A 23,788-nucleotide genomic window follows, 5' to 3' on the forward strand; every position below is an offset into this window, starting at 1 on the left:
TCAAAACAGGATTACCGTGGCAACATCGGCAGTGCTTAATCAGGAAATGCTGGCGCAGCAGGTATTACAGGATACCTTCGGCTATCAGCAGTTCCGTCCGGGTCAGCAAACCATCATCGAAACCGCGCTGTCAGGGCGCGACTGCCTGGTGGTGATGCCGACCGGCGGCGGTAAATCGCTGTGCTATCAAATCCCGGCGCTGGTGCGCGAAGGGCTGACGCTGGTGGTTTCGCCGCTGATTTCACTGATGAAAGATCAGGTCGATCAGCTGCTGGCGAACGGCGTGGCGGCGGCGTGCCTTAACTCGACGCAGACGCGTGAGCAGCAGCAGCAGGTGTTTGCGGACTGCCGCAGCGGCAAACTGCGGCTGCTGTACATCGCGCCGGAACGTCTGATGATGGATAACTTCCTCGACACCCTGCAGCACTGGAATCCGGTGATGCTGGCCGTCGATGAAGCGCACTGTATTTCGCAGTGGGGCCACGATTTCCGTCCGGAATATGGCGCGCTCGGTCAGCTGCGCCAGCGCATTCCGCAGCTGCCAGTGATGGCGCTGACCGCCACCGCCGATGAAGCCACGCGTAACGACATCGTGCATCTGCTGCAGATGCACGATCCGCTGATTCAGATCAGCAGTTTTGACCGTCCCAACATTCGCTACACGCTGGTGGAGAAGTTCAAGCCTACCGAGCAGCTGCTGCGCTATGTGCAGGATCAGCGCGGCAAAAGCGGCATCATCTACTGTAACAGCCGCGCCAAAGTGGAAGACACCGCTGCGCGTCTGCAGAGTCGCGGCATCAGCGTTGGCGCTTATCATGCCGGCATCGACAGCGAGCAGCGCGCACGCGTGCAGGAAGCCTTTCAGCGTGACGATTTGCAAATCGTGGTCGCGACCGTGGCGTTCGGCATGGGCATCAACAAGCCCAACGTGCGTTTTGTGGTGCACTTCGACATTCCGCGTAATATCGAATCCTACTATCAGGAGACCGGCCGCGCCGGGCGTGATGGCCTGCCGGCGGAAGCGATGATGCTGTACGACCCGGCTGACATGGCGTGGCTGCGTAAGTGTCTGGAAGAGAAAGCGCCCGGGCCGCTGCAGGATATTGAACGCCACAAACTCAACGCCATGGGCGCGTTTGCCGAGGCGCAAACCTGCCGTCGTCTGGTGCTGCTTAACTACTTTGGTGAAGGTCGCCAGCAGCCGTGCGGCAACTGCGATATCTGCCTCGATCCGCCGCGGCGCTATGACGGCCTGGTCGAAGCGCAAAAAGCGCTGTCGGGCATTTATCGTACCGGGCAGCGTTTTGGGATGAGCTATATTGTTGAAGTTTTGCGCGGCTCAACCAACCAGCGCATCCGCGATAACGGCCACGACAAACTGCCGGTGTACGGCCTCGGGCGCGAGCAGAGTCAGGAGCACTGGGTCAGCGTGCTGCGCCAGCTGATCCATCTGGGCATGGTGACGCAAAACATCGCCATGCACTCGGCGCTGCAGCTCACCGAGGCCGCGCGCCCGGTGCTGCGCGCTGAAGTGCCGCTGATGCTGGCGGTACCGCGCACCGTGACGGTGAAAAGCCGCAGCAGCGCGCCAAAAGTCTACGGCGGCAATTACGATCGCAAGCTGTTCGCCAAGCTGCGTAAGCTGCGTAAAGCCATCGCCGACGAAGAGAATATTCCGCCTTACGTGGTGTTTAACGACGCCACGCTGATTGAAATGGCAGAACAAATGCCGGTCAGCGCTTCAGAGATGCTGAGCGTGAACGGGGTCGGTCATCGCAAACTGGAGCGCTTCGGTAAGCCGTTCCTGCTGATGATCAAAGAACATCTTGATGAAGAATAAGGGAAATAAACCATGCTGATGTTATTTGCCACCGTCGCGCTGGTGCATCTGGTTGCGCTGATGAGTCCGGGACCGGACTTCTTTTTTGTCTCACAGACCGCCGCCAGCCGCTCGCGCAAAGAAGCGATGATGGGCGTGCTCGGCATTACGCTGGGGATTGTGATTTGGGCCGGTGTCGCGCTGATGGGCCTGCATCTGATTCTGGAGAAAATGGCGTGGCTGCATGAAATCATCATGGTCGGTGGCGGGCTGTATCTGCTGTGGATGGGCTGGCAGCTGCTGCGCTCAGCGCGTCAGCGTCACAAGCAACCTCATACGGAAGCGCCGGTGGTTGAGCTGCCAAAGCGTGGCATGAGCTTCCTCAAAGGGTTTCTCACCAACCTGTCTAACCCGAAAGCCATCATCTACTTCGGCAGTGTGTTTTCACTGTTCGTGGGTAACGATGTGGGCGCGATTGAGCGCTGGGGCCTGTTCCTGCTGATCGTCGGTGAAACCTTTGCCTGGTTTACCCTGGTGGCGGCGATTTTTGCCCTGCCGTGGATGCGCGATAAGTATCAGCGGATGGCGAAGTGGGTGGACGGTATGGCGGGCGTGCTGTTTGCCGGGTTTGGTATTCACCTCATCATCTCCCGATAAGATCCCGAACCGTAGCGGCGCAATTTTTTGCGCGTTTCAACTGGGCGCGATAAAGCGTGCCGCTACGATCAATGCCAATCGTTACGCCATTTTACGTGCGCTGGCCAGCAGTGCGCCGACCGCCATAAACAAGCCACCAAACACCCGATTCAGCAGTTTCATCTGCTTCGGACCTTTGATCCAGCCAGCAATGCGCGTCGCCAGCGTGGCGTAACCAATCATCACAATGATGTCGACCACGATGGTGGTCACGCCGAGCACCAGATACTGCATCAGCTGCGGCTGGTGCGGCACGATAAACTGCGGAAACAGCGCGGCGAGAAACACAATGCTCTTCGGATTGGTGAGATTCACCAGCAGCGCGCGCTGAAACAGACGACGACGCGGCATCGCTTTGGCCACCGCATTGAGATCGATTCCGCCCGCTGAGCGCCACTGCTGAATGCCAAGCCACACCAGATAGGCCGCGCCCGCCCATTTCAGTACCTCAAACGCCAGCACCGACTGCGAAAACAGCGCGCCCAGACCGGCGCCCACCAGCACAATATGCACGGCAAGACCCAGCTGTAATCCGGTAATTGAGGCTGCCGCACCGCGATAGCCGTGGCTGATGCCGGTGCTCATGGTGTTGATCGCGCCGGAACCGGGCGAGAGGCTGAGGATGGTCGTGGTTAACAGGTAGGTTAACCACCATTCAATGGTCATGGGTGACATTCCCTGAAGAGAGTGAAGTGTGACACAATACGCCAGAAAATCGCGCTGCGCTATTAAGTGCAGAGCCGCGTTTGACGTTTTTTCAGGGGGACGGATGCAGCAGCATAAACAGAGTTGGCTCGGACGTGAGCACGCTTTTTCAGCCTTTGCTACCGGTCCGCTGCTCGACTTCTGGCGTCAGCGTGAAGAGTGTGAATTCAGCGGCGTGGGCAATCTGACCATTCGCTATGTGCGCTTCACCTCACCGCAACACCGGCGTGTCATCCTGATTGTGCCCGGACGCATTGAAAGCTACATCAAATACCCCGAGCTGGCCTATGACCTGTTCCACTGCGGCTACGATGTGGTGATTATCGACCATCGCGGTCAGGGGCGTTCAGACCGGCTGCTGGCCGATTCGCATCGCGGACACGTGGTGGAGTTCAGCGATTATGTCGACGATCTGGAAACGCTGTATCTGAAAGAGATCGTCAGCCATCACTATCAGCAGCGCTACGTGCTGGCGCACTCGATGGGCGGCGCAATTGTGGCGCTGTTTCTGGCGCGTCAGCCGCAGGCCTTCCACGCGGCGGTGTTTTGTGCGCCGATGTTTGGTATCGTGCTGCCGCTGCCGCCGTTTCTGGCGCACCGTATTCTCGACTGGGCGGAAAAGCTGCCCGCGCTGCGCGACGGCTACGCGCTGGGCACCGGACGCTGGCGCGCCAGCCCGTTTGGCATTAACCGGCTGACGCACAGTCGCGAACGCTATCGTCGCAATCTGCGCTTTTACGCTGACGATCCGGCGATTCGCGTCGGCGGCCCCACCTATCACTGGGTGCGGGAAGGGATTCAGGCCGGACGCCATATCCTTAATCAGGTGGCGCAGATTACGACACCGATTCTGCTGCTGCAGGCCAGTGAAGACGACGTGGTGGATAACCGCGCGCAGGATCTGTTCTGTGAAGCCATGGCGGCAGCGGGACATGCGGTGGAAGGCACCACGCCTTACATCATTCAGGGCGCGCGTCACGAGATCCTGTTTGAAACAGACGCCATGCGCGCCGAAGCGCTTAATGCGGTGGTCGACTTTTATCAGCGCCACCGTGACTAATGTATTCTTAGACATCAATACCAGAGGCCTACATGTACCACATCGTTGCATCCGACCTGGATGGCACGCTGCTTTCTCCGCAACATCGTCTGACGCCGTTTGCCCGCACCACGCTGCAGGAACTGGTGGCGCGCGATGTGCATTTTATCTTTGCCACCGGACGCCACTACATTGACGTCGGTCAGATGCGCGATAAGCTCGGCATTCCGGCGTATATGATCACCTCAAACGGCGCGCGCGTGCATAACGCCGACGGCGAACTGGTGTTCAGCCACAATCTGGACAGCGATATCGCCAGCGAGCTGTATGGCCTGAAGTATCACGATGAGAAAATCCTGACGCACGTTTACCGCGACGATGAGTGGCACATCAGCCGCCATAATCCGCAGGAAGCGGAGTTTTTCCAGGAATCGGTGTTCACCTATCAGGTGTATCAGCCCGGCATGCTGGCCACCGACGGCATCAGCAAAGTGTTCTTCACCTGCGACGATCCGGAGCATCTGGTTCCGCTGGAACAGGCGATTGAAGCGCGCTGGGGTGACCGGGTTAACGTCAGTTTCTCGCTGCCCACCTGTCTGGAAGTGATGGCTGGCGGCGTCTCGAAAGGGCACGCGCTGGAAGCGGTGGCGAAACAGCTGGGCTATTCGCTGAAAGAGTGCATCGCGTTTGGCGACGGCATGAATGATGTCGAGATGCTGAGTATGGCGGGCAAAGGCTGCATCATGCGTAACGCCCATCAGCGCCTGAAAGATACCCTGCCGACGCTGGAAGTGATTGGCAGCAACGCCGATGACGCGGTGCCGCAGACGCTGCGCAAATTGTTCCTCGCCTGAATAAAACGGGCCGGTATGCACCGGCCCGCTCAGATTACGCCTGCTGCTGCTTGTGGCGATGCTCGCTGACCATGGTCAGCAGCAGTAACACCACCGCCAGCACCGATCCGACAATCATCACTAAGAAACCGCCGTCCCAGCCGAAGAAATCCACGGTGTAACCGACAATCGCACTGGCTGCCACCGATCCGCCGAGATAGCCGAACAGACCGGTAAAGCCTGCCGCAGTGCCGGCCGCTTTTTTCGGTGCCAGCTCCAGCGCGTGCAGACCAATCAGCATCACCGGACCGTAGATCAGGAAGCCAATGACGATCATGCAGATCATATCTATGCCCGGATTGCCCGGCGGGTTCAGCCAGTAAATGATGGTGGCGATGGTCACCAGCGTCATGAAAAATACCCCGGTGGCGCCGCGATTGCCGCGGAATACCTTGTCCGACATCCAGCCGCACAGCAGCGTGCCCGGAATCCCGGCGTATTCGTACAGGAAATAGGCCCACGAGGATTTATCCAGCGTGAAGTGCTTCACCTCTTTCAGATAGGTCGGTGACCAGTCGAGGATGCCGTAGCGCAGCAGATAAACGAATACGTTGGCCAGCGCGATGTACCACAGCAGCTTATTCGGCAGCACGTACTGCATGAAAATCTGCTTCGCCGTCAGCTCCTGTTCGTGGTTCTCGCTGTAATCCGGCGGATAGTCATTCTTCCATGCCTCAATCGGCGGCAGCCCGCACGACTGCGGCGTATCGCGCATCAGCGCAAAAGCGATGATGGCGACGAGGATGGCACCAAACGCCGGCATATAGAGCGCAGCTTTCCAGTCGTTAAACCACGCCATGCCGAGCAGGAACAGCAGCGGAGGAATGCCGCCACCCACGTTGTGCGCGCAGTTCCATACCGACACAATGCCGCCGCGCTCTTTCTGCGACCACCAGTGCACCATGGTGCGTCCGCACGGTGGCCAGCCCATGCCCTGGAACCAGCCACACAGAAACAGCAGCACGAACATCACCATGATGCTCGAGGTTGCCCATGGCACGAAGCCCATCACCAGCATCACGGCGGCGGCGAGAATCAGGCCGGCGGGCAAAAATACCCGCGGGTTGGAGCGATCCGAGACCGATCCCATGATGAATTTGGAAAAACCGTAGGCGATGGAGATGCCGGAGAGGGCAAAGCCAAGGTCGCCACGGGAAAAGCCCTGTTCGACCAGGTAAGGCATCGCCAGCGCAAAGTTTTTGCGCACCAGATAATAGGCGGCGTAGCCAAAGAAAATGCCGAAGAAGATCTGCCAGCGCAGACGACGATAGAGCGGATCGACGCGATCGTCCGCCACCTGGGGCTGGTGTGGTGCAGGTTTAAAAATACTCAACATCAGAATGGCCCTCCAGGGCGCAATATAGTTATCGATTCCCAGCAGGTTGGGGCAAAAAAAAGTACGACAGCGAACAGAAAGCAACCTTTCCATTTCGCGCACAGAATAGTGATGGTTACGCGCAGTTACTGTGACGTGTGACACATATGTTACAGTTTTATGACAATAAAGAGCGATATAAACCAGCAAATGTTGGATTTCGCGCATTTGTGCCAGAGAAAATGGCGCGCCGCCTCATAAAAATCGCCGCCCGCCGGTCAACCCGCCATGCGGACGCGTGCCTGCTGACCGGGCAGCGAAGATGCGATCGTGTTTAATTTCATCACTTGTCAACCAGATTATCCCGCCAGCGCGCTGTAGTTTGTTTACACTAGCGCCAGTGTTGAACTTTAGGATGCATAACCGTGCTGTTGCTGATCGTTACCACCATTCTGTGGGCTTTTTCTTTTAGTTTAATCGGGGAGTATCTGGCGGGGCAGGTGGATACCTGGTTCTCGGTGCTGATGCGTTTAGGCCTGGCGGCGCTGGTCTTTCTGCCGTTTCTGCGCTGGCGCGGTTACCGCGCCTCAACGTTGCTGCTCTATATGCTGGTGGGCATGCTGCAATTAGGCATCATGTATCTGATCAGCTTCGAGGCTTATCTCTATCTCAGCGTGCCGGAATTCCTGCTGTTTACGGTGATGACGCCGCTGTATGTCACACTGATTTATGACCTGCTCAGCAAGCGCCCGCTGCGCATTGGCTATGCCTTCAGCGCGCTGCTGGCGGTGCTCGGTGCGGCCATTATCCGCTACGACAAAGTCAGCGATGATTTCTGGTTCGGACTGCTGCTGGTGCAGGCGGCTAACATCTGCTTTGCGATTGGCATGGTGGGCTATAAGCGCCTGCAGGAAGTCCGCCCGATGCCGCAGCACACCGCGTTCTCGTGGTTCTATCTCGGCGCAGTGCTGATCGCGGTGATCGCCTGGTGCATCTGGGGCAATCCGCACAAGCTGCCGACCACCACGCTGCAGTGGGGCGTGCTGGTGTGGCTGGGCGTGGTCGCGTCCGGGCTGGGTTACTTCATGTGGAACTACGGCGCGACCCAGGTCGATGCCGGGACGCTGGGCATTATGAACAACATGCACGTGCCGGCAGGATTACTGGTGAATTTGGCGATCTGGCAGGAGAAGCCGCACTGGCCGAGCTTTATCGCCGGGGCGATAGTGATTTTTGCGTCCCTGTACGTGCATAAACGCTGGGTACTGGGACACACGGCCAAAAGCGGCAGTTCAGGCGCTTAGCTTTTTTTCGCGGGTGTCGATGGCCGCTGAATCAGCGTTAAGCCTTTCAGGAAGTTACGCAGAATCTGGTCACCGCACTCGCGATAATTTTTATGATCCGGATTACGGAAAATCGCGCCGATCTCCGCCTGTGACACCTTGAAGTTAGCCTTCAATAAGATATCCGGGATATCGGTGGTTTTCAGCGCGAAGGCGATGCGTAATTTCTTGAGAAAGATATTATTGTTCATGCGGCGCTCAACCGACGGGGCCGGCGCGTCTTCGCTTTTGCCGCGACGGTAGAAAATCAGACCGTTGAGGAAGTAGCCCATCAGCACATCCGGCAGTTTACGAAACGCTTCATCGTCATCTTTCTTCAGCCACGCCTGCACATCTTCACGCGGTACTTCACTGCCCGCCAGCGCAAAAATCTCCACCACTTTGCTGTCGCTCAAATCCAGCATATAGCGCACGCTGCGCAGCACATCGTTATTGGTCATGGTGAAACTCTCCGGTAGCGGTTAAGGCGGCGCATTATAGAGCAGGCAGGGCGGGGATAACAGCACGGGCGACATTGGCCGCCCGCGGCATCAGGACGAGACCGGCTGCAGGGAACCGGGGCGCGAGGCATCGCGCACGTAAGGCAGGTGCTCGCAGGCGTGCTGACGGGCAAAGCGCACAAAGGCCTCCAGCACCGGCTGTCGCTGCTCGCCGTCGCGCATCGCCGCGTATAAACGGCTCCACAACCCGTCGCCCAGCGTGCGTGTCACCACCAGCCCCTGGTGCTCAAAGCTCTCTACCACCCAGTGCGGCAGCGCGGCAATGCCCATGCCGGCCGACACCATCTGGATCAGCAGCAGCGTATTATCCACGCTCTTCAGCGCCGGGCTGACGCCGGCTGGCTGTAAGAAGTTACGCCACACGTCCAGCCGCTGACGCTGTACCGGATAGATCATCAGCACCTCATCGGCCAAATCTTCCGGCGTGATGTGGGCCAGCTGCGCCAGACGGTGATCCGGCGCCAGCACCAGCCGCACCTCAAAATCAAACATCGGCGCATAGAACAAACCGCTGCGCGGCAGAATATCGGACGTCAGCACCACGTCCAGTTCGCCCTGCTGCAGCGCCGGCTGCGGATCAAAGGTCACGCCGGATTTGAAGTCCATCACCACCTGCGGCCAGCTCTGACGGAAATTGTTCAGGGCCGGCGTCAGCCACTGGATGCAGCTGTGGCATTCGATAGCGATGCGCAACGTGGTCTGATGCGGCTCATGACAGGCCTGCAGCGCCTGCTGAATCTGCGGCAGAATCTGCTCCGCCAGCTGCAACAGAATCTCTCCCTGCGGCGTAAAACGGAGCGGCTGGCTCTTACGCACGAACAGCCGGAAGCCCAGCCGCTGTTCCAGGTCGCTGAACTGGTGAGACAACGCCGATTGCGTCTGATGAAGCTGGGCGGCGGCGGCAGCCAGCGAGCCGGTGTGCCGTAACGCCTGCAGCGTCCGCAGGTGTTTGAGTTCGATCATGAGAGTCCTTCACATCGAGATTGAACAAATTGCGCTTGAGACACATACAGTACCCGCAGATTATAGCGGTGTAAACATCTGGACGGCTAAACATCTCAGTCAGACGCGACGGCCACTTTACCTTTGTCCAGCTAACACGCTCAGCGCACGGCAGGATTGCCCGCTGGATGAACGTAAATCGGTTGCTGCGACTGTCGCACAGCGAATAACTTCTGGAGAATCTCACATGACCATTCTGAACCATACTCTCGGTTTCCCTCGCGTCGGACTGCGCCGCGAACTGAAAAAAGCGCAGGAAAGCTACTGGGCCGGGAACAGCTCACAGGACGAACTGCTGGCGGTGGGTCGTGAACTGCGCGCCCGTCACTGGCAGCAGCAGAAAGACGCCGGTGTTGATCTGCTGCCGGTCGGCGATTTTGCCTGGTACGATCACGTACTGACCACCAGCCTGCTGCTCGGTAACGTACCGGCACGGCACCAGAATAAAGACGGCTCGATTGACCTCGACACCCTGTTCCGCATCGGCCGCGGTCGGGCGCCCAGCGGTGAGCCTGCGGCGGCGGCAGAGATGACCAAATGGTTTAACACCAACTATCACTACATCGTGCCGGAATTTACCCAGGGTCAGCAGTTCCGTCTCAGCTGGACGCAACTGCTGGACGAGGTGGATGAAGCGCTGGCGCTCGGCCACACCATCAAACCGGTGCTGCTGGGGCCGGTGACCTATTTGTGGCTGGGTAAGGTGAAAGGTGACGCCTTTGACCGCCTGTCACTGCTGCAGGCCATTCTGCCGGTGTACCGTCAGGTGCTGGCTGAACTGCGTCAGCGCGGCATCGAATGGGTGCAGATTGATGAGCCGGCGCTGGCGCTGGAACTGCCGCAGGCGTGGCGCGAGGCGTTTAAACCGGCTTATGATGCGCTACAGGGCGAAGTGAAACTGCTGCTGACCACCTACTTTGACAGCATTGGTCAGAATCTTGATGTCATCAAAACGCTGCCGGTGCAGGGCCTGCACGTGGACCTGGTGCACGGCAAAGACGATCTCCAGCAGCTCAACCAGCAGATCCCGGCGGACTGGCTGCTGTCGCTGGGGGTAATCAATGGCCGTAACGTCTGGCGCGCCGATCTCACCCGCTGGTTTGAGCGCCTGCAGCCGCTGACCGGCCAGCGTCAGCAGCTGTGGATCGGTTCCTCCTGTTCGCTGCTGCACAGCCCCATTGATCTGAGCGTGGAAACCCGCCTCGACGACGAGGTAAAAAGCTGGTTCGCCTTTGCGTTACAGAAGTGTACGGAGCTGTCGCTGCTGAGTCAGGCGCTGAACCAGCACGATGCCGCTGCGCTGCACGCCTGGAGCGCGCCGATTCGCGCCCGGGCAAACTCTGCTCGCGTGCACAACCCCGCCGTGGCGCAGCGTCTGGCGCAAATCCAGGCCAGAGACACTGAGCGCAACAGCAGCTACACCGTGCGTGCTCAGGCGCAGCGTCAGCGCTTTAACCTGCCAGCGTGGCCCACCACTACCATCGGTTCTTTCCCGCAGACGACCGAGATTCGCGGCCTGCGCCTCGACTTCAAAAAAGGCAACATTGACGGCGGCCACTACCGCACCGGTATCGCGGAACACATCCGGCAGGCGATTGCGGAGCAGGAGCGTCTGGGGCTCGACGTGCTGGTGCATGGCGAAGCCGAGCGTAACGACATGGTGGAGTACTTCGGCGAAAACCTCGACGGCTTTGTTTTCACGCAGAACGGCTGGGTACAGAGCTACGGCTCGCGCTGTGTTAAGCCGCCGGTGATCATCGGGGACGTCAGCCGCCCGCAGCCGATCACCGTCGAGTGGGCAAAGTATGCGCAGTCGCTGACCGACAAACCGGTGAAGGGCATGCTGACCGGACCGGTCACCATCCTGTGCTGGTCGTTCCCGCGGGAAGACGTGACGCGCGAAACCATCGCAAAACAGATTGCGCTGGCGCTGCGCGACGAAGTGCAGGACCTGGAAAAAGCCGGTATCGGCATCATTCAGATTGACGAACCGGCGCTGCGTGAAGGCTTGCCGCTGCATCAGTCTGACTGGGCAGCCTACCTGCGCTGGGCGGTGGACGCGTTCCGCCTCAACGCTGCGGTGGCGCAGGACGAGACGCAGATTCACACCCACATGTGTTATTGCGAGTTCAACGACATCATGGATTCGATTGCCGCGCTGGACGCCGACGTGATCACTATCGAAACCTCACGTTCTGATATGGATCTGCTGGATGCGTTTAAAGCGTTTGAGTATCCGAACGAAATCGGGCCGGGCGTGTATGACATCCACTCACCCAACGTACCGAGCGTGGAGTGGATGGAAGATCTGCTGCGCAAAGCGGCGCAGAGTATTCCGCAGCAGCGCCTGTGGGTGAACCCGGACTGTGGCCTGAAAACGCGCGGCTGGAGTGAAACGCGTCAGGCACTGGCCAACATGGTGAAAGCGGCGCAGAAGCTGCGCGCCGAAACCGTTTGATGGCAGGATAATACGTTGTGTTGTTGAGTTGGGGCGCGCTGGCGCCCCTTTTTTTATTCCGCGTTCGGCGCGACACCATACTGCTTAAACCACGCCAGCATGCGCTGCCAGCCATCCTGCGCGGAATCGGCGTGGTAGCTCGGACGATAGTCGGCGTTAAAGGCGTGGCCAGCTTCCGGATACACCACAATCTCGGCTTTGGCATTGGCCGCGTGCAGGGCCTGGCGCATCTTATCGATACTTTCCAGTGGAATGCTTTCATCCTGGCCGCCATACAGGCCCAGCACCGGTGCATTCAAATCTACTGCAATATCAATGGGATGTTTCTGCTGCTTCAGCGTTTTCTCGCCCTCCAGGCGACCGTACCAGGCGGCGGCGGCGCGCACCTGCGGATTATGGGCGGCAAACAGCCAGCTGATGCGACCGCCCCAGCAGAAACCGGTGATCGCCAGACGACGGATATCGCCGCCGTGGCGCGCCGCCCAGTTGGCCACGTGGTCGAGATCCGACAGTACCTGCGAATCCGGCACTTTGCTCACCAGCTCTTTGAACAGGGTGGGGATATCGTTGTAATCGTTGGGATCGCCTTCGCGGAAATAGAGCTCCGGCGCCACGGCGAGATAGCCTTCCAGTGCCAGACGGCGGCACAGATCGCGGATGTGCTCGTGCACGCCGAAAATTTCCTGCACCACCAGCACGACCGGCAGCGTGCCGCTAAACTGTTGCGGACGAGCATAATAAGCCGGCAGGTTCTCACCCTGGCTCGGCACGGACGTCTCGCCCGCGTGAATGGCATCGCTGGCGGTAATGATGGTGCTGGCTGCGGTGGGCTGCACCGCTGGCGCAAAGCCGTCGGTGGCGGATTTTTGTGCCATATTGTCTTCGGTTTTCATGGTTCTCTCCGTGCTAGCAAGTGCGCAATCACGTAACTATAGCCTGGCCTTACGGCAAGGCTGGCGTAGGGTACGGGGGATGGTTAACCTGGTCTGCTTCTCTATTAACACTGCCTTTTACGGTTACACAGCACCGCTTGTAGCAATTCAGCGCAGCAGACCGCTAATATGTGATTAGAGTCACACAATATTTTTAGTTCAATGTAACTTTCATTATTGATAGTGAATTCAGTCACATATTTATCCGGGCCGCTGACGTAAAGTGGCGCGCTTATTCCCCTTATCTTCCAGGAGTCTGATATGGCCCAGTCTGACGTTTTCCACCTTGGCATCACCAAAGCCGATTTGAAAGGAGCCACGCTGGCGATTGTTCCTGGCGATCCGGAGCGCGTGAAGAAAATCGCGGCGCTGATGGAGAATCCACAGCACCTCGCGTCGCACCGTGAATTCACCACCTGGCTGGCGGAGATCGACGGCAAACCGGTGGTCGTCTGTTCCACCGGTATTGGCGGTCCGTCCACCTCTATCGCCGTTGAAGAGCTGGCGCAGCTGGGCGTGCGTACCTTCCTGCGTGTGGGTACCACCGGCGCGATTCAGCCACACATCAACGTGGGCGATGTGCTGGTGACCACCGCCTCGGTCCGTCTGGACGGTGCCAGCCTGCACTTTGCGCCGATGGAATTCCCGGCGGTGGCTGACTTCGCCTGCACCACCGCGCTGGTGGCCGCGGCAGAAGCCTGCGGTGCGACCACGCATATTGGTGTCACTGCCTCGTCAGACACCTTCTATCCTGGCCAGGAGCGCTACGATACCTTCTCCGGACGCGTGGTGAGCCGCTTCCAGGGCTCGATGAAAGAGTGGCAGCAAATGGGCGTACTTAACTATGAGATGGAATCCGCTACACTGTTAACCATGTGCGCCAGTCAGGGACTGCGTGCCGGCATGGTGGCTGGCGTCATCGTGAATCGCACGCAAAAAGAGATCCCGGATGCGGCCACCATGAAGCAGACAGAAAGCGATGCGGTGAAAATTGTGGTGGATGCCGCGCGTCGTTTACTTTAGCGCGCCAGTCAGGGAATGATTTCGAGACCAGGCTTATAGGGAGCTCAGCAATTGCCTGATTAGAATGCGCGCAATTTCAGCCGATTCTGAGAAATTTCCTATGCGCAAAACGATCTCTGTCCCACGTCCGGGTTTTACCAGCCGTCCTGCTGCAATGCAGGCCCGCGTTGAGAGTGCCGCCGCGCGGTTTCGTCAGGCAATGGCCGCGTCAGATTATCCTCTGGCGCGCCAGTGCTGCGAAGAAGTGCTGCGCGTCATGCCTAACCAGATGCAGGTGCTCAGCGACTACGCGCTGACGCTGATGCGCGTCGGCGAACATAAAAAATCCTACAAAATTTACCAGAAAATCTATCAGGCACCGGCGGCGCAGCGCGCGCAGGCGTCGGAAACCTGGCTGGATGGCCTGACGGAAGTGTGTGGCTGGCTGGATAAGACAGATGAAGTGGCGCGCTATGGCTTGGAATCGCTCACCCAATCCGACGTGCGTTTCAGTCAGGGCGCGAAAGCGACTTTTCCCGCACCGGCGCCTGCGCCGATTAACCGCAGCAATCCGGCAGAAAATATCATTTCCTTCAGCCTGTACGGCGGTCAGCCGCGCTACTGCGAAACCCTGATTAAAAACGTTGAGGTGGCGCGCGAGCTCTATCCGGACTGGATGTGCCGCATCTATCTCGACGATAGCGTGCCGCAGCACGTGTGGCAGCGCCTGACCCAGCCAAACACCCAGCTGGTGGATATGTCGCAGGAGAAAACCATTTTCCCTACGCTGTGGCGTTTTCTGGTGATGGACGATGTTAGCGTAAAACGCTACATCGTACGGGATGCGGATTCGCTGCTGTCAGAGCGCGAAGTAGCGGCCGTCGACGCCTGGCTGGCTTCGCCATTCTGGTTCCACCACATGCGCGATTATTACTCGCACACCGAGCTGTTACTGGCCGGCATGTGGGGCGGCTGTCACGGCGTGTTTCACAACGTGGAGCAGCAGATGCGCGACTTTATCGCGCAGTATGACGGCAGCGAGCGCTTTACCGACCAGTACTTCCTCAAGGTAGCGCTGTGGCCAACGGTGCGCGACAGCATCCTCAATCACGACGATATCTTTCACTTCCACCACGCGCAGCCGTGGCCGGCGCATGCGCCGATTCGCTGGCAGACCGACAGCTTCCACGTCGGCAGCAACGCCGGTTTCGCCAGCATGGCCGGCAAAGTGGCCAACGCCGAAAATGGCCAGCAGCAGGTGGAGCTGACCTACGGCGGCAACAGCTGGTGCTATCCGGCGAAGGTGAAAAGCGACAGCGAATGGGTGCTGCCGATGCCGTTTTTCCTGATCGACGCCTGGAAAGCGGGCGACCTGACCGTGCGCGCCCTGTAGTTGCCCGGACGGTGCCCATCGCGCCCGCGATAAAATCCGCGGGTTGCCATGAATGTTCTGGACATTCATACAGTGGCGCTCTACCTTCTCCTCAGCGAGACGATCCGCGGGGGGATTATGGATCAGCAACTTATCATCAGCGGCGCGCTGGCGCTGGCCGGTTTGGGTATTGGCTGGATTATTGCCCAGCTGCGCGCCGGCCATCAGCACGCCAGCTTCACCACCGAACGCCGCCTGCTGGAACAGGCGCAGCAGCGTCAGCAGCAGCAGCTGGAACAGCTGCAACAGCAACTGCAACAGCGCGAACAGGAGCTGCGCCAGCTTCACGGCACGCTAAGCGGCGCGCAGGAGCGCCTGCAGCAGCTGGATTACTGGCGGGCCGAGAGTGAACAGCTCAGCCGCGAGCTGCGCAATCAGCTGGAAGTTAACAGCGCGCAGGAAGCCGAACTGCGGGAAGTCACCATTCGATTAGAAGAGACGCGTTTCGCCGCTGAGGAGAAGCAGCGTCTGCTGACCAACAGCGAACAGCGCCTGAGTGCGCAGTTTGAAAATCTCGCCAACCGAATCTTCGAAAACAGCGGAAAACGCGTCGACGAGCAGAACCGGCAGAGCCTCAACAGCCTGATCGGCCCGTTGCGCGAACAGCTGGACGGCTTCCGCCGCCAGGTCAACGACAGCTTCGGCCAGGAAGCGCGTGAACGCCACACGCTGGCGCACGAAATTCGCCAGTTGCAGCAGCTCAACGCGCAGATGGCGCAGGAAGCGATCAACCTCACCAAAGCGCTGAAGGGCGACAATAAAATTCAGGGCAACTGGGGCGAAGTGGTGCTCAGCCGGGTGCTGGAGGCCTCAGGCCTGCGCGAAGGCTACGAGTATCAGACTCAGGTCAGCGTGCAGCTGGAGCAGCAGGGCCGTATGCAACCGGATGTGATTGTGCGTCTGCCGCAGGGTAAAGATGTGGTGATTGACGCCAAAATGACGCTGATTGCCTACGAGCGCTACTTCAACGCCGACGATGAGCTGACGCGCGAACAGGCGATTCAGGAGCACATCAACGCGGTGCGTGGCCATATCCGGCTGCTGGGGCGTAAAGATTATCAACAATTGCCCGGTTTACGCTCGCTGGATTATGTGCTGATGTTTATTCCGGTCGAACCGGCGTTTCTGCTGGCGATCGACCGCCAGCCGGAGCTGATCAGCGAAGCGCTGCAGCAAAACATTATGCTGGTCAGCCCGACCACGCTGCTGGTGGCGCTGCGCACCATTAATAATCTGTGGCGCTATGAGCATCAGAGCCGTAATGCCCAGCGCATCGCCGACCGCGCTGCGCGCTTGTACGACAAGATGCGGCTGTTTGTCGATGACATGAGCGGCATCGGACATAGCCTCGACAAAGCGCAGCAGAGTTATCAGCTGGCGATGAAAAAGCTGGCGCAGGGGCGCGGCAATCTGATCGCCCAGAGTGAGTCGTTTCGTGCGCTTGGCGTGGAGATCAAACGGCCCATCAACCCGCAACTGGCAGAGCAGGCGCAGCCCGACGCGGCGGATGATACATGGGCCGATGACAGCGAGCCCGCTGAAAATGCGGCAGATTCTTCCGCCGCTTCCCTGCGCCGCATCAACGAATAACACGCCGGTGGCGTGCTCGGATCGCCCGACTCTGATACACTTCGGGAAGTATTGTTTGTGGAACAGGTAAAACCGATGGCAGATGAATCACAGCAGGAAACTACCCATTTTGGCTTTCAGACCGTCGCCAAAAGTGAAAAGGCCGATAAAGTCGCGGACGTGTTTCACTCCGTCGCGGCGAAATATGACCTGATGAACGATCTGATGTCGTTCGGCATCCATCGCGTCTGGAAGCGTTTTACCATCGACAGCAGCGGCGTGCGCCGCGGTCAGCGCGTCCTGGATCTGGCCGGCGGTACCGGCGATCTGACGGCAAAATTCTCGCGCCTGGTCGGTGAAACCGGTCAGGTGGTGCTGGCTGACATCAACAGCTCAATGCTGAAGATGGGACGCGAAAAGCTGCGCAATCTCGGCGTAACCGGCAACGTCAGCTACGTGCAGGCTAACGCAGAAGCGCTGCCGTTCCCGGATAACTATTTCGACTGCATCACCATCTCCTTCGGCCTGCGTAACGTGACCGAAAAAGAGAAGGCGCTGGCGTCGATGTTCCGCGTGCTCAAGCCGGGCGGCCGTCTGCTGGTGCTGGAGTTCTCTAAACCGGTTTTCGATCCGCTGAGCAAAGCCTACGACACTTACTCTTTCCACATTCTGCCGCGCATCGGACAGCTGGTGGCAAAAGACGCGGAGAGCTATCGCTATCTGGCGGAGTCGATTCGTATGCATCCGGATCAGGAAACCCTGAAGGCGATGATGAACGACGCTGGCTTTGAAAATACCAGCTACTACAACATGACCGGCGGCATTGTGGCGCTGCATCGTGGCTTTAAGTTCTGATTAATCATGACTTTTACCCCTCTCATCACCGGCGGTCTTGAGACCGCCCTGAACCGTGTGTTGTACCGCGATCGCAGCCTGAAAACCGCACGCCAGCGTCTGGCCGGCAAAGTCCTGCTGCTGCGCCTGCAGGAGCTGGATTTTCCGCTGGTGCTGGTGTTCAGTGAAAACCAGCTGGATGTGCTAAGTGACTGGCAGGACCGCAGCGACTGCAGCGTCAGCCTGCGTTTCAGCACGCTGCCTAAGCTGCGCGATCGTCAGCAGCTGACCAGCCTGATTCGCAGCGGTGAGCTGGATGTGGAAGGCGATCTGCAGGTGGTACAGCAATTCTCCGCGCTGATGGATCTGGCTGAACTCGATCCGGCCGAATATCTCGCGCCGTGGGTGGGCGACATCGCGGCACAGGGCATCAGCCAGGCCGCTCAGCGTGCGCTGGCCCAGCTCAGACAGCAGGTCACCCGCCGTCAGGATTATCTGGGGCAGGTGCTGACCGAAGAGTGGCGCGTGGCACCGGGAGCGCTGGAGCAGGCGTGGTTTTGTGAGGAGGTAGAAGCGATGGAACGTGCGCTTAATGCGTTTGAGGCGCGTTTGGCACAGCTGGAGGCGAAATGACGCTGGGAGAAATTCGGCGCTTATACTTCATTATCAAAGTTTTTCTGACCTACGGGCTGGATGAACTGATTCCGCATATGCGCATCACGCTGCCGCTGCGGCTGTGGCGGCGCTGTGTTTTCTGGATCCCCAACCGGCACAAAGAAGCCGAGATGGGCATCCGTCTGCGTCTGGCCATGGAGCAACTCGGTCCGGTTTGGATCAAGTTCGGTCAGATGCTCTCGACGCGCCGCGACCTGTTCCCGCCGAAAATTGCCGATGAGCTGGCGATTTTGCAGGACCGCGTGGCGCCGTTCGACGGCGTGAAAGCCAAGGCGCAGATTGAGCGTTCGATTGGCGGCCCGGTGGAAACCTGGTTCGACGACTTCGATATCAAACCGCTGGCATCGGCTTCGATTGCCCAGGTGCATACCGCGACGCTGAAATCCAACGGCCGCGAAGTGGTGATCAAAGTGATTCGCCCGGATATCCTGCCGGTGATCAAAGCTGACATGAAGCTGATTTACCGCCTGGCGCGCTGGGTGCCACGTCTGCTGCCGGACGGTCGCCGGCTGCGTCCGATGGAAGTGGTGCGCGACTACGAAAAAACGCTGATTGATGAGCTCAATCTGCTGCGTGAAGCCGCCAATGCGATTCAGCTGCGCCGCAACTTTGACCAGAGCCGCATGCTGTACGTGCCGGAAGTGTTCTCCGACTACTGCAGCGAAACCATGCTGGTGATGGAACGCATTTACGGCATTCCTATCTCCGACGTTGCCACGCTGGAGCAGCACGGCGTCAACATGAAGCTGCTGGCCGAACGCGGCGTGCAGGTGTTCTTCACCCAGGTGTTCCGCGACAGCTTCTTCCACGCCGATATGCATCCCGGCAACATCTTCGTCAGCTACGAGCATCCGGAAGATCCGCAGTACATCGGCATTGACTGCGGCATCGTTGGCTCGCTGAACAAAGAAGATAAGCGCTACCTGGCGGAAAATTTCATCGCCTTCTTCAACCGCGACTACCGCAAAGTGGCCGAGCTGCACGTCGACTCGGGCTGGGTACCGCCGGATACCAACGTGGAAGATTTTGAGTTCGCGATCCGCACCGTGTGCGAGCCGATTTTCGAAAAGCCGCTGGCGGAAATCTCCTTTGGTCACGTGCTGCTCAATCTGTTCAACACCGCGCGCCGTTTCAATATGGAAGTGCAGCCGCAGCTGGTGCTGTTGCAGAAAACCCTGCTGTACATCGAGGGCATCGGCCGTCAGCTCTATCCGCAGCTCGATCTGTGGAAAACCGCCAAGCCGTTCCTGGAGGACTGGATTAAGGATCAGATCGGCATTCCGGCCATTCTGCGGGCGGTGAAAGAGAAGGCGCCGTTCTGGGCGGAGAAACTGCCGGAGCTGCCGGAGCTTTTTTACGACAGTATGCGCCAGCACAAGTTATTGCAGCACAGTGTCGATAAACTCGTCACCGATTTGAACGCGCAGCGCACCCGTCATCATCAGGCACGTTATCTGTTTGGCGTCGGGGCTACACTGTTATTAAGTGGCACCGCCGTGCTGTTGAGCCGGCCTGACTGGGACTTCTTCCCGGCGCTGTTAATGGCCGCCGGCATCGTTACCTGGCTCATCGGCTGGCGCAAGACAAACTGATTGTCTGCCTGGTGCAAATCGCGTAATGTCGCAGGCTTAAGTCCGGGTAAAAACGGACTTTCTGTGCGTTACAGTTAACCGTTTTTCACAGAATATTAGAGGCATATCTCATGGGCGGTATCAGTATTTGGCAATTGTTAATCATTGCCGTCATTGTTGTACTTCTGTTCGGTACCAATAAGCTTCGTAACCTGGGTTCGGATTTAGGCTCTTCCATTCGCGGCTTCAAAAAAGCCATGAGCGATGAAGACGAGAAAAAGGATCAACCGAAAGAGCAGGACGCTGACTTCAACGCCAAACTGGCAGACAAACAGCACACCCCGGCGAGCAAAGACGACGCCCGGGACAAGTAAGGTAAAACTGTGTTCGATATTGGTTTTAGTGAACTGGTATTGGTGTTCGTGATCGGGCTGATTGTACTGGGCCCGCAGCGCTTACCGGTTGCGGTGAAAACCGTTGTTGGCTGGATCCGGGCCATTCGCTCGCTGGCTGCTAATGTGCAGAACGAACTGGCCCAGGAGCTGAAACTGCAGGAGCTGCAGGACAGCCTGAAAAAGGTCGAAGAGGCAGGACGCGGCACGCTGTCGCCGGAGCTGAAGCAATCCATGGAAGAGCTGCGTAAAACCGCGGACTCCATGAAGCGCTCGGTGCAGCAAAGCATCGATATCGAGAAAGCGGAAGATGAAGCCAACACCATTCATCAGCCGCCCGCTGCCGCGCCACAGCCCGCTGCCGCACCGCAGCCCGCAGAGCCGCACAGCGTCGTGACGCCGGCCAGCGCGGCACATCAGGCCAGCGCCCCGGCGCAGGCGCCGCAGCCTGCACCAGCCACCAGCCACAGCGATTCCGTCGCGCCTGCGTCCACTCCTCCCGTAAAAGATGAACGATAAACATGGCCGTTGAAGATACCCAACCGCTCATCAGCCACCTGATTGAGCTGCGCAAGCGTCTGCTGAACTGCATCATCGCGGTGTTTGTTATCTTCCTGTGTCTGGTTTACTTCGCCAACGACATCTATCACGCAGTGGCAGCGCCTCTGATTAGCCAGATGCCCGCCGGCGCCAGCATGATCGCCACCGACGTTGCCTCACCGTTCTTTACGCCGATCAAACTGACCATCATTGTGTCGGTGTTTCTCGCGGTGCCGGTGATTCTTTATCAGGTCTGGGCGTTTGTCGCCCCCGCGCTGTATCGCCATGAGCGCCGCCTGGTGATGCCGCTGCTGTTCTCCAGTACGCTGCTGTTTTATGTCGGCGTGGCCTTTGCCTACTTCATTGTGTTCCCGCTGGCATTTGGCTTCTTCGCCAAAACCGCGCCGCAGGGCGTCACCATCGCCACGGACATCACCAACTACCTCGACTTTGTCATGACGCTGTTCATGGCGTTTGGCGTGGCGTTTGAGGTGCCGATTGCCATCGTGCTGCTGTGCTGGACCGGCATTACCAGCCCGGACGATCTGAAAAAGAAGCGGCCGTATATTCTGGTCGGCGCGTTTGTGGTTGGGATGTTGCTCACACCGCCTGACGTTTTCTCGCAAACTTTGCTCGCTATTCCGATGTACTGCCTGTTTGAAGTCGGCGTATTCTTCTCCCGCTACTATGTGGGTAAAGGACGTCAGGCGGCAGACGATGAGGAACAGAACCCCGACGCCTGATGTCTTTTATGCAGGGCATCCCGCTGATGGGGTGATGATGAATCTTAACCGCCCGCCTGCCGGGCGGTTTTTCTATCCGTCGCTTTAAGACGGAATGGGGAGCAAACATGTTTGATATCGGTGTAAACCTGACCAGCACGCAATTCGCAAAAGATCGCGATCAGGTGGTAAAACGCGCGCGCGAAGCAGGCGTCACCGGCCTGTTAATCACCGGCACCAATGCCCTGGAGAGCCAGCAGGCGCGTCAGCTGGCGACCCGGCACGCGGGCTACTGCTGGTCGACCGCCGGCGTGCACCCGCATCATGCCAGCGAGTGGTCGGCGGAAACCGCCAGTACGCTGCGCCGCCTGGCTGACAGCGAGCAGGTGGTGGCGATTGGTGAATGCGGACTCGACTTCAACCGTAATCTTTCCGCGCACGAGCAGCAGGAGTACGCGTTTGATGCGCAGCTCCAGCTGGCGGCAGAACTGCAGCTGCCGGTGTTTTTACACTGTCGTGAGGCGCATGAACGTTTTCTGGCGGTGCTGCAGCCGTGGCTGCCGAAACTGGTGGGCGCGGTGGTGCACTGTTTTACCGGCACGCGTGACGAGCTGGAAGCCTGCCTGGCGCTGGGCTTATCGGTGGGCATTACCGGCTGGGTGTGCGATGAACGGCGCGGAATGGCACTGCGTGACATGCTGCCGCTGATTCCGGCAGATCGTCTGCTGCTGGAGACGGACGCGCCCTATCTGCTGCCGCGCGATATGCGACCGCGTCCGACCTCGCGCCGTAACGAACCCTGCTTTCTGCCGCATATCGTTCAGCAGGTGGCGCACTGGCGTGGTGAACAGCCAGACGCACTGGCGGCACGCGTCGACCACAACGCACGTCAGCTATTCAGGCTGGCTTAAACCTTACGGAACTGCTTGTTGTCCACGCTGCGCATCACCTGTTTATTCAGCAGGTTAAGCAGCAGGATTGAGCGGGTTTCACCATCGGGCTCGGCAAAAATAGCGCGCAGCCCTTCAAAGGTGCCGTCGGTGATCAGCACTTCATCACCAACCTGCGGCGTTTCCGGATCCAGCAGGATCTGCGGCGCATCGGTTTGCAGCGCTTCGATCACTTCATACGGCACCGTCGCGGGCATGGCACCAAAGCGCACAAAGTGGCTGACGCCGCGCGTGCTGCTGATGGTGGTGGTGTGAATCGCTTCCGGATCGAATTCGATAAACAGATAGTTGGGAAACAGCGGCTCACTCACGGTGGTGCGTTTGCCGCGCACAATCTTCTCCAGAGCGATCATCGGGCTGAGGCAATTCACCTCCTGCCGCTCAAGATGCTCCTTCGCGCGCAACAGCTGACCACGTTTGCAATAGAGTAAGTACCAGGATTCCATAACTGCTCCCAAATAATGGACGCTAAGAATAACAAACCTGTTGTCAGAGTTATAGCGCATCGGCGGCCGGAAACCCGGTCACACAAGAAAAATCTCTACGAATTTTCCGATTGGTGCGGCGAACTAACGCTTTTCAGCAAGAAAATTGACGTCTGGCGATCATCTGTATCAGACTGCCAACCCATTAGACGAAGAAAAAGGACGGCTGATGGAACTGTTTTTACTGAGCAATGGCAAAGTGGCCGACGATGCGCCGCTGCTGAGCTATGCGCATCCGCAGCTGCACGCGATGATTGCCCAGCGCGGCATCACCTCGGCGGTGCTGGTGCCCTATGCCATTATTCGTGACGATCACGCCCAGCGTGCGCAGGCGTTGTCTCAGTCACTGGGCATTCCGGTGCGCACGGTACACGAGTTCGAGACACCGGTTGCGGCCATTGAGCAGGCGGAGCTGATTCTGGTGAGCGGCGGCAATACCTGGCTGCTGAACCAGATGCTGCACGAGCAGGGGCTGATCGTGGCGATTCAGCGCGCAGTGCGCGAGCGCGATGTCCCTTACGTTGGCTGGAGCGCGGGCTGCAACGTGGCGACACCGTCGATTCGCACCACCAATGATATGCCGGTACGCAGCAGCGTGGTGCTGCCTGCGCTGGGGCTGTTCCCGGTGCAAATCAATCCTCACTATCTTGATGCGCACGTCAGCGGCCACATGGGCGAAACCCGTGATGAGCGTCTGGCCGAGTTCTGCGCAGTGAATCCGCAGGAGTCGGTGATTGCGCTGCGGGAAGCCAGCTTCCTGCACGTCAGTGAGAACCGTCTGCGCTACTACAGCGCGCGCGGTGAAGATTTCAAAGTGTTCCGTCACGGTGAAGCGATTGCCGCTTATCACGATGTGCTGGCCCTGCAGTCGCTGGTGCCGTTTTCCTGTCAGCCCGCCTGACGCAGAAACTCAA

Annotated in this window: 23 protein-coding genes; 17 read left to right on the top strand and 6 right to left on the bottom strand. The window is 58.6% G+C overall.

The window, feature by feature from the left end:
• Nucleotides 1-16: 16 nt before the first annotated feature.
• Nucleotides 17-1,840 carry an ATP-dependent DNA helicase RecQ gene (recQ, locus tag KOL70_RS13440; protein ID WP_058758115.1) on the top strand — a complete coding sequence of 608 codons (1,824 nt, stop codon included), beginning with the start codon at nucleotides 17-19 and terminating at the stop codon, nucleotides 1,838-1,840.
• Nucleotides 1,841-1,852: 12 nt separating this feature from the next.
• Nucleotides 1,853-2,476, top strand: coding sequence for a threonine export protein RhtC (rhtC, locus tag KOL70_RS13445; protein WP_021506963.1), 624 nt, complete (start codon nucleotides 1,853-1,855; stop codon nucleotides 2,474-2,476).
• A gap of 81 nt (nucleotides 2,477-2,557) precedes the next feature.
• On the opposite strand, the gene rhtB is transcribed toward rhtC, so the two are convergent.
• Nucleotides 2,558-3,181, bottom strand: coding sequence for a homoserine/homoserine lactone efflux protein (gene rhtB, locus KOL70_RS13450; RefSeq protein ID WP_021506962.1), 624 nt, complete (start codon nucleotides 3,179-3,181; stop codon nucleotides 2,558-2,560).
• Nucleotides 3,182-3,284: 103 nt separating this feature from the next.
• Between rhtB and pldB the strand changes: the two genes are divergently transcribed.
• Both pldB and yigL read left to right on the top strand, forming a co-directional pair.
• Nucleotides 3,285-4,280, top strand: a complete 996-nt coding sequence (gene pldB, locus KOL70_RS13455; protein WP_058775518.1) for a lysophospholipase L2 — start codon at nucleotides 3,285-3,287, stop codon at nucleotides 4,278-4,280.
• Nucleotides 4,281-4,312: 32 nt separating this feature from the next.
• Complete coding sequence (gene yigL, locus KOL70_RS13460; protein ID WP_058758117.1) at nucleotides 4,313-5,113, top strand: sugar/pyridoxal phosphate phosphatase YigL; 801 nt, start codon at nucleotides 4,313-4,315, stop codon at nucleotides 5,111-5,113.
• A gap of 34 nt (nucleotides 5,114-5,147) precedes the next feature.
• On the opposite strand, the gene glpT is transcribed toward yigL, so the two are convergent.
• Nucleotides 5,148-6,488: a glycerol-3-phosphate transporter gene (gene glpT, locus KOL70_RS13465; protein ID WP_021506959.1), complete on the bottom strand. Its 1,341-nt coding sequence runs from the start codon at nucleotides 6,486-6,488 to the stop codon at nucleotides 5,148-5,150.
• Between the two features lie 404 nt (nucleotides 6,489-6,892).
• Here glpT and KOL70_RS13470 point away from each other — a divergent pair, with 404 nt between their 5' ends.
• Nucleotides 6,893-7,771 carry a carboxylate/amino acid/amine transporter gene (locus tag KOL70_RS13470; protein ID WP_021506957.1) on the top strand — a complete coding sequence of 293 codons (879 nt, stop codon included), beginning with the start codon at nucleotides 6,893-6,895 and terminating at the stop codon, nucleotides 7,769-7,771.
• Here the strand turns inward: KOL70_RS13470 and KOL70_RS13475 are convergent.
• A complete protein-coding gene (locus KOL70_RS13475) occupies nucleotides 7,768-8,250 on the bottom strand; it encodes a DUF1456 family protein (RefSeq protein ID WP_021506956.1) in 483 nt (160 codons plus the stop codon). The genes KOL70_RS13470 and KOL70_RS13475 overlap by 4 nt on opposite strands.
• A gap of 90 nt (nucleotides 8,251-8,340) precedes the next feature.
• A complete protein-coding gene (gene metR / locus KOL70_RS13480) occupies nucleotides 8,341-9,273 on the bottom strand; it encodes an HTH-type transcriptional regulator MetR (RefSeq protein WP_021506955.1) in 933 nt (310 codons plus the stop codon).
• Between the two features lie 226 nt (nucleotides 9,274-9,499).
• Between metR and metE the strand changes: the two genes are divergently transcribed.
• Entirely contained in the window at nucleotides 9,500-11,770 is a 2,271-nt protein-coding gene (metE, locus tag KOL70_RS13485; RefSeq protein ID WP_125310331.1) for a 5-methyltetrahydropteroyltriglutamate--homocysteine S-methyltransferase, read from the top strand.
• Between the two features lie 53 nt (nucleotides 11,771-11,823).
• Here metE and KOL70_RS13490 read toward each other — a convergent pair whose 3' ends face one another.
• Nucleotides 11,824-12,663, bottom strand: a complete 840-nt coding sequence (locus KOL70_RS13490; RefSeq protein ID WP_021506953.1) for a dienelactone hydrolase family protein — start codon at nucleotides 12,661-12,663, stop codon at nucleotides 11,824-11,826.
• A 300-nt stretch (nucleotides 12,664-12,963) separates the two neighbouring features.
• Between KOL70_RS13490 and udp the strand changes: the two genes are divergently transcribed.
• The 10 genes from udp to tatD all read left to right on the top strand — a co-directional run bounded on the left by udp (nucleotide 12,964) and on the right by tatD (nucleotide 22,350).
• Nucleotides 12,964-13,725, top strand: a complete 762-nt coding sequence (gene udp, locus KOL70_RS13495; protein ID WP_021506952.1) for a uridine phosphorylase — start codon at nucleotides 12,964-12,966, stop codon at nucleotides 13,723-13,725.
• Between the two features lie 100 nt (nucleotides 13,726-13,825).
• Complete coding sequence (locus KOL70_RS13500) at nucleotides 13,826-15,097, top strand: tetratricopeptide repeat protein (protein WP_166712309.1); 1,272 nt, start codon at nucleotides 13,826-13,828, stop codon at nucleotides 15,095-15,097.
• 117 nt (nucleotides 15,098-15,214) lie between these two features.
• A complete protein-coding gene (gene rmuC / locus KOL70_RS13505) occupies nucleotides 15,215-16,726 on the top strand; it encodes a DNA recombination protein RmuC (RefSeq protein ID WP_021506950.1) in 1,512 nt (503 codons plus the stop codon).
• Nucleotides 16,727-16,801: 75 nt separating this feature from the next.
• A complete protein-coding gene (gene ubiE / locus KOL70_RS13510; RefSeq protein ID WP_021506949.1) occupies nucleotides 16,802-17,560 on the top strand; it encodes a bifunctional demethylmenaquinone methyltransferase/2-methoxy-6-polyprenyl-1,4-benzoquinol methylase UbiE in 759 nt (252 codons plus the stop codon).
• 6 nt (nucleotides 17,561-17,566) lie between these two features.
• Nucleotides 17,567-18,172, top strand: coding sequence for an SCP2 domain-containing protein (locus tag KOL70_RS13515; RefSeq protein ID WP_058758122.1), 606 nt, complete (start codon nucleotides 17,567-17,569; stop codon nucleotides 18,170-18,172).
• Nucleotides 18,169-19,806: a ubiquinone biosynthesis regulatory protein kinase UbiB gene (ubiB, locus tag KOL70_RS13520; RefSeq protein WP_021506947.1), complete on the top strand. Its 1,638-nt coding sequence runs from the start codon at nucleotides 18,169-18,171 to the stop codon at nucleotides 19,804-19,806. The genes KOL70_RS13515 and ubiB overlap by 4 nt, the downstream gene beginning before the upstream one ends.
• Nucleotides 19,807-19,916: 110 nt before the next feature.
• The gene (gene tatA, locus KOL70_RS13525; protein WP_010618194.1) at nucleotides 19,917-20,159 is read left to right on the top strand and encodes a Sec-independent protein translocase subunit TatA; all 243 of its coding nucleotides are present in this window, start codon (nucleotides 19,917-19,919) and stop codon (nucleotides 20,157-20,159) included.
• A gap of 9 nt (nucleotides 20,160-20,168) precedes the next feature.
• Nucleotides 20,169-20,696 carry a Sec-independent protein translocase protein TatB gene (gene tatB / locus KOL70_RS13530; RefSeq protein WP_104094213.1) on the top strand — a complete coding sequence of 176 codons (528 nt, stop codon included), beginning with the start codon at nucleotides 20,169-20,171 and terminating at the stop codon, nucleotides 20,694-20,696.
• 2 nt (nucleotides 20,697-20,698) lie between these two features.
• The gene (gene tatC, locus KOL70_RS13535; RefSeq protein ID WP_021506945.1) at nucleotides 20,699-21,460 is read left to right on the top strand and encodes a Sec-independent protein translocase subunit TatC; all 762 of its coding nucleotides are present in this window, start codon (nucleotides 20,699-20,701) and stop codon (nucleotides 21,458-21,460) included.
• A gap of 107 nt (nucleotides 21,461-21,567) precedes the next feature.
• A complete protein-coding gene (tatD, locus tag KOL70_RS13540) occupies nucleotides 21,568-22,350 on the top strand; it encodes a 3'-5' ssDNA/RNA exonuclease TatD (RefSeq protein ID WP_058758125.1) in 783 nt (260 codons plus the stop codon).
• On the opposite strand, the gene rfaH is transcribed toward tatD, so the two are convergent.
• Nucleotides 22,347-22,835 (bottom strand): transcription/translation regulatory transformer protein RfaH, encoded by a 489-nt coding sequence (rfaH, locus tag KOL70_RS13545; RefSeq protein WP_031279607.1) that lies wholly within the window; start codon nucleotides 22,833-22,835, stop codon nucleotides 22,347-22,349. The two genes, tatD and rfaH, sit on opposite strands and share 4 nt — an antisense overlap.
• A 208-nt stretch (nucleotides 22,836-23,043) precedes the next feature.
• Between rfaH and pepE the strand changes: the two genes are divergently transcribed.
• Entirely contained in the window at nucleotides 23,044-23,775 is a 732-nt protein-coding gene (gene pepE / locus KOL70_RS13550) for a dipeptidase PepE (protein WP_058758126.1), read from the top strand.
• The last annotated feature ends 13 nt before the right edge of the window (nucleotides 23,776-23,788 follow it).

This window comes from Pantoea sp. B270, assembly GCF_018726825.1.
Taxonomy (GTDB): Bacteria; Pseudomonadota; Gammaproteobacteria; order Enterobacterales; family Enterobacteriaceae; genus Pantoea; species Pantoea dispersa.

Excerpts from the sequence above, each read along its gene's own strand:
- metE (WP_125310331.1), top strand. The coding sequence starts at position 9,500 with ATGACCATTCTGAACCATACTCTCGGTTTCCCTCGCGTCGGACTGCGC.
- tatC (WP_021506945.1), top strand. The coding sequence starts at position 20,699 with ATGGCCGTTGAAGATACCCAACCGCTCATCAGCCACCTGATTGAGCTG.
- ubiE (WP_021506949.1), top strand. The coding sequence starts at position 16,802 with ATGGCAGATGAATCACAGCAGGAAACTACCCATTTTGGCTTTCAGACC.
- pldB (WP_058775518.1), top strand. The coding sequence starts at position 3,285 with ATGCAGCAGCATAAACAGAGTTGGCTCGGACGTGAGCACGCTTTTTCA.
- tatD (WP_058758125.1), top strand. The coding sequence starts at position 21,568 with ATGTTTGATATCGGTGTAAACCTGACCAGCACGCAATTCGCAAAAGAT.
- KOL70_RS13500 (WP_166712309.1), top strand. The coding sequence starts at position 13,826 with ATGCGCAAAACGATCTCTGTCCCACGTCCGGGTTTTACCAGCCGTCCT.
- rhtB (WP_021506962.1), bottom strand. The coding sequence starts at position 3,181 with ATGACCATTGAATGGTGGTTAACCTACCTGTTAACCACGACCATCCTC.
- rmuC (WP_021506950.1), top strand. The coding sequence starts at position 15,215 with ATGGATCAGCAACTTATCATCAGCGGCGCGCTGGCGCTGGCCGGTTTG.
- metR (WP_021506955.1), bottom strand. The coding sequence starts at position 9,273 with ATGATCGAACTCAAACACCTGCGGACGCTGCAGGCGTTACGGCACACC.
- tatA (WP_010618194.1), top strand. The coding sequence starts at position 19,917 with ATGGGCGGTATCAGTATTTGGCAATTGTTAATCATTGCCGTCATTGTT.
- yigL (WP_058758117.1), top strand. The coding sequence starts at position 4,313 with ATGTACCACATCGTTGCATCCGACCTGGATGGCACGCTGCTTTCTCCG.
- KOL70_RS13475 (WP_021506956.1), bottom strand. The coding sequence starts at position 8,250 with ATGACCAATAACGATGTGCTGCGCAGCGTGCGCTATATGCTGGATTTG.
- rfaH (WP_031279607.1), bottom strand. The coding sequence starts at position 22,835 with ATGGAATCCTGGTACTTACTCTATTGCAAACGTGGTCAGCTGTTGCGC.
- KOL70_RS13490 (WP_021506953.1), bottom strand. The coding sequence starts at position 12,663 with ATGAAAACCGAAGACAATATGGCACAAAAATCCGCCACCGACGGCTTT.
- udp (WP_021506952.1), top strand. The coding sequence starts at position 12,964 with ATGGCCCAGTCTGACGTTTTCCACCTTGGCATCACCAAAGCCGATTTG.
- ubiB (WP_021506947.1), top strand. The coding sequence starts at position 18,169 with ATGACGCTGGGAGAAATTCGGCGCTTATACTTCATTATCAAAGTTTTT.
- pepE (WP_058758126.1), top strand. The coding sequence starts at position 23,044 with ATGGAACTGTTTTTACTGAGCAATGGCAAAGTGGCCGACGATGCGCCG.
- glpT (WP_021506959.1), bottom strand. The coding sequence starts at position 6,488 with ATGTTGAGTATTTTTAAACCTGCACCACACCAGCCCCAGGTGGCGGAC.
- rhtC (WP_021506963.1), top strand. The coding sequence starts at position 1,853 with ATGCTGATGTTATTTGCCACCGTCGCGCTGGTGCATCTGGTTGCGCTG.
- KOL70_RS13515 (WP_058758122.1), top strand. The coding sequence starts at position 17,567 with ATGACTTTTACCCCTCTCATCACCGGCGGTCTTGAGACCGCCCTGAAC.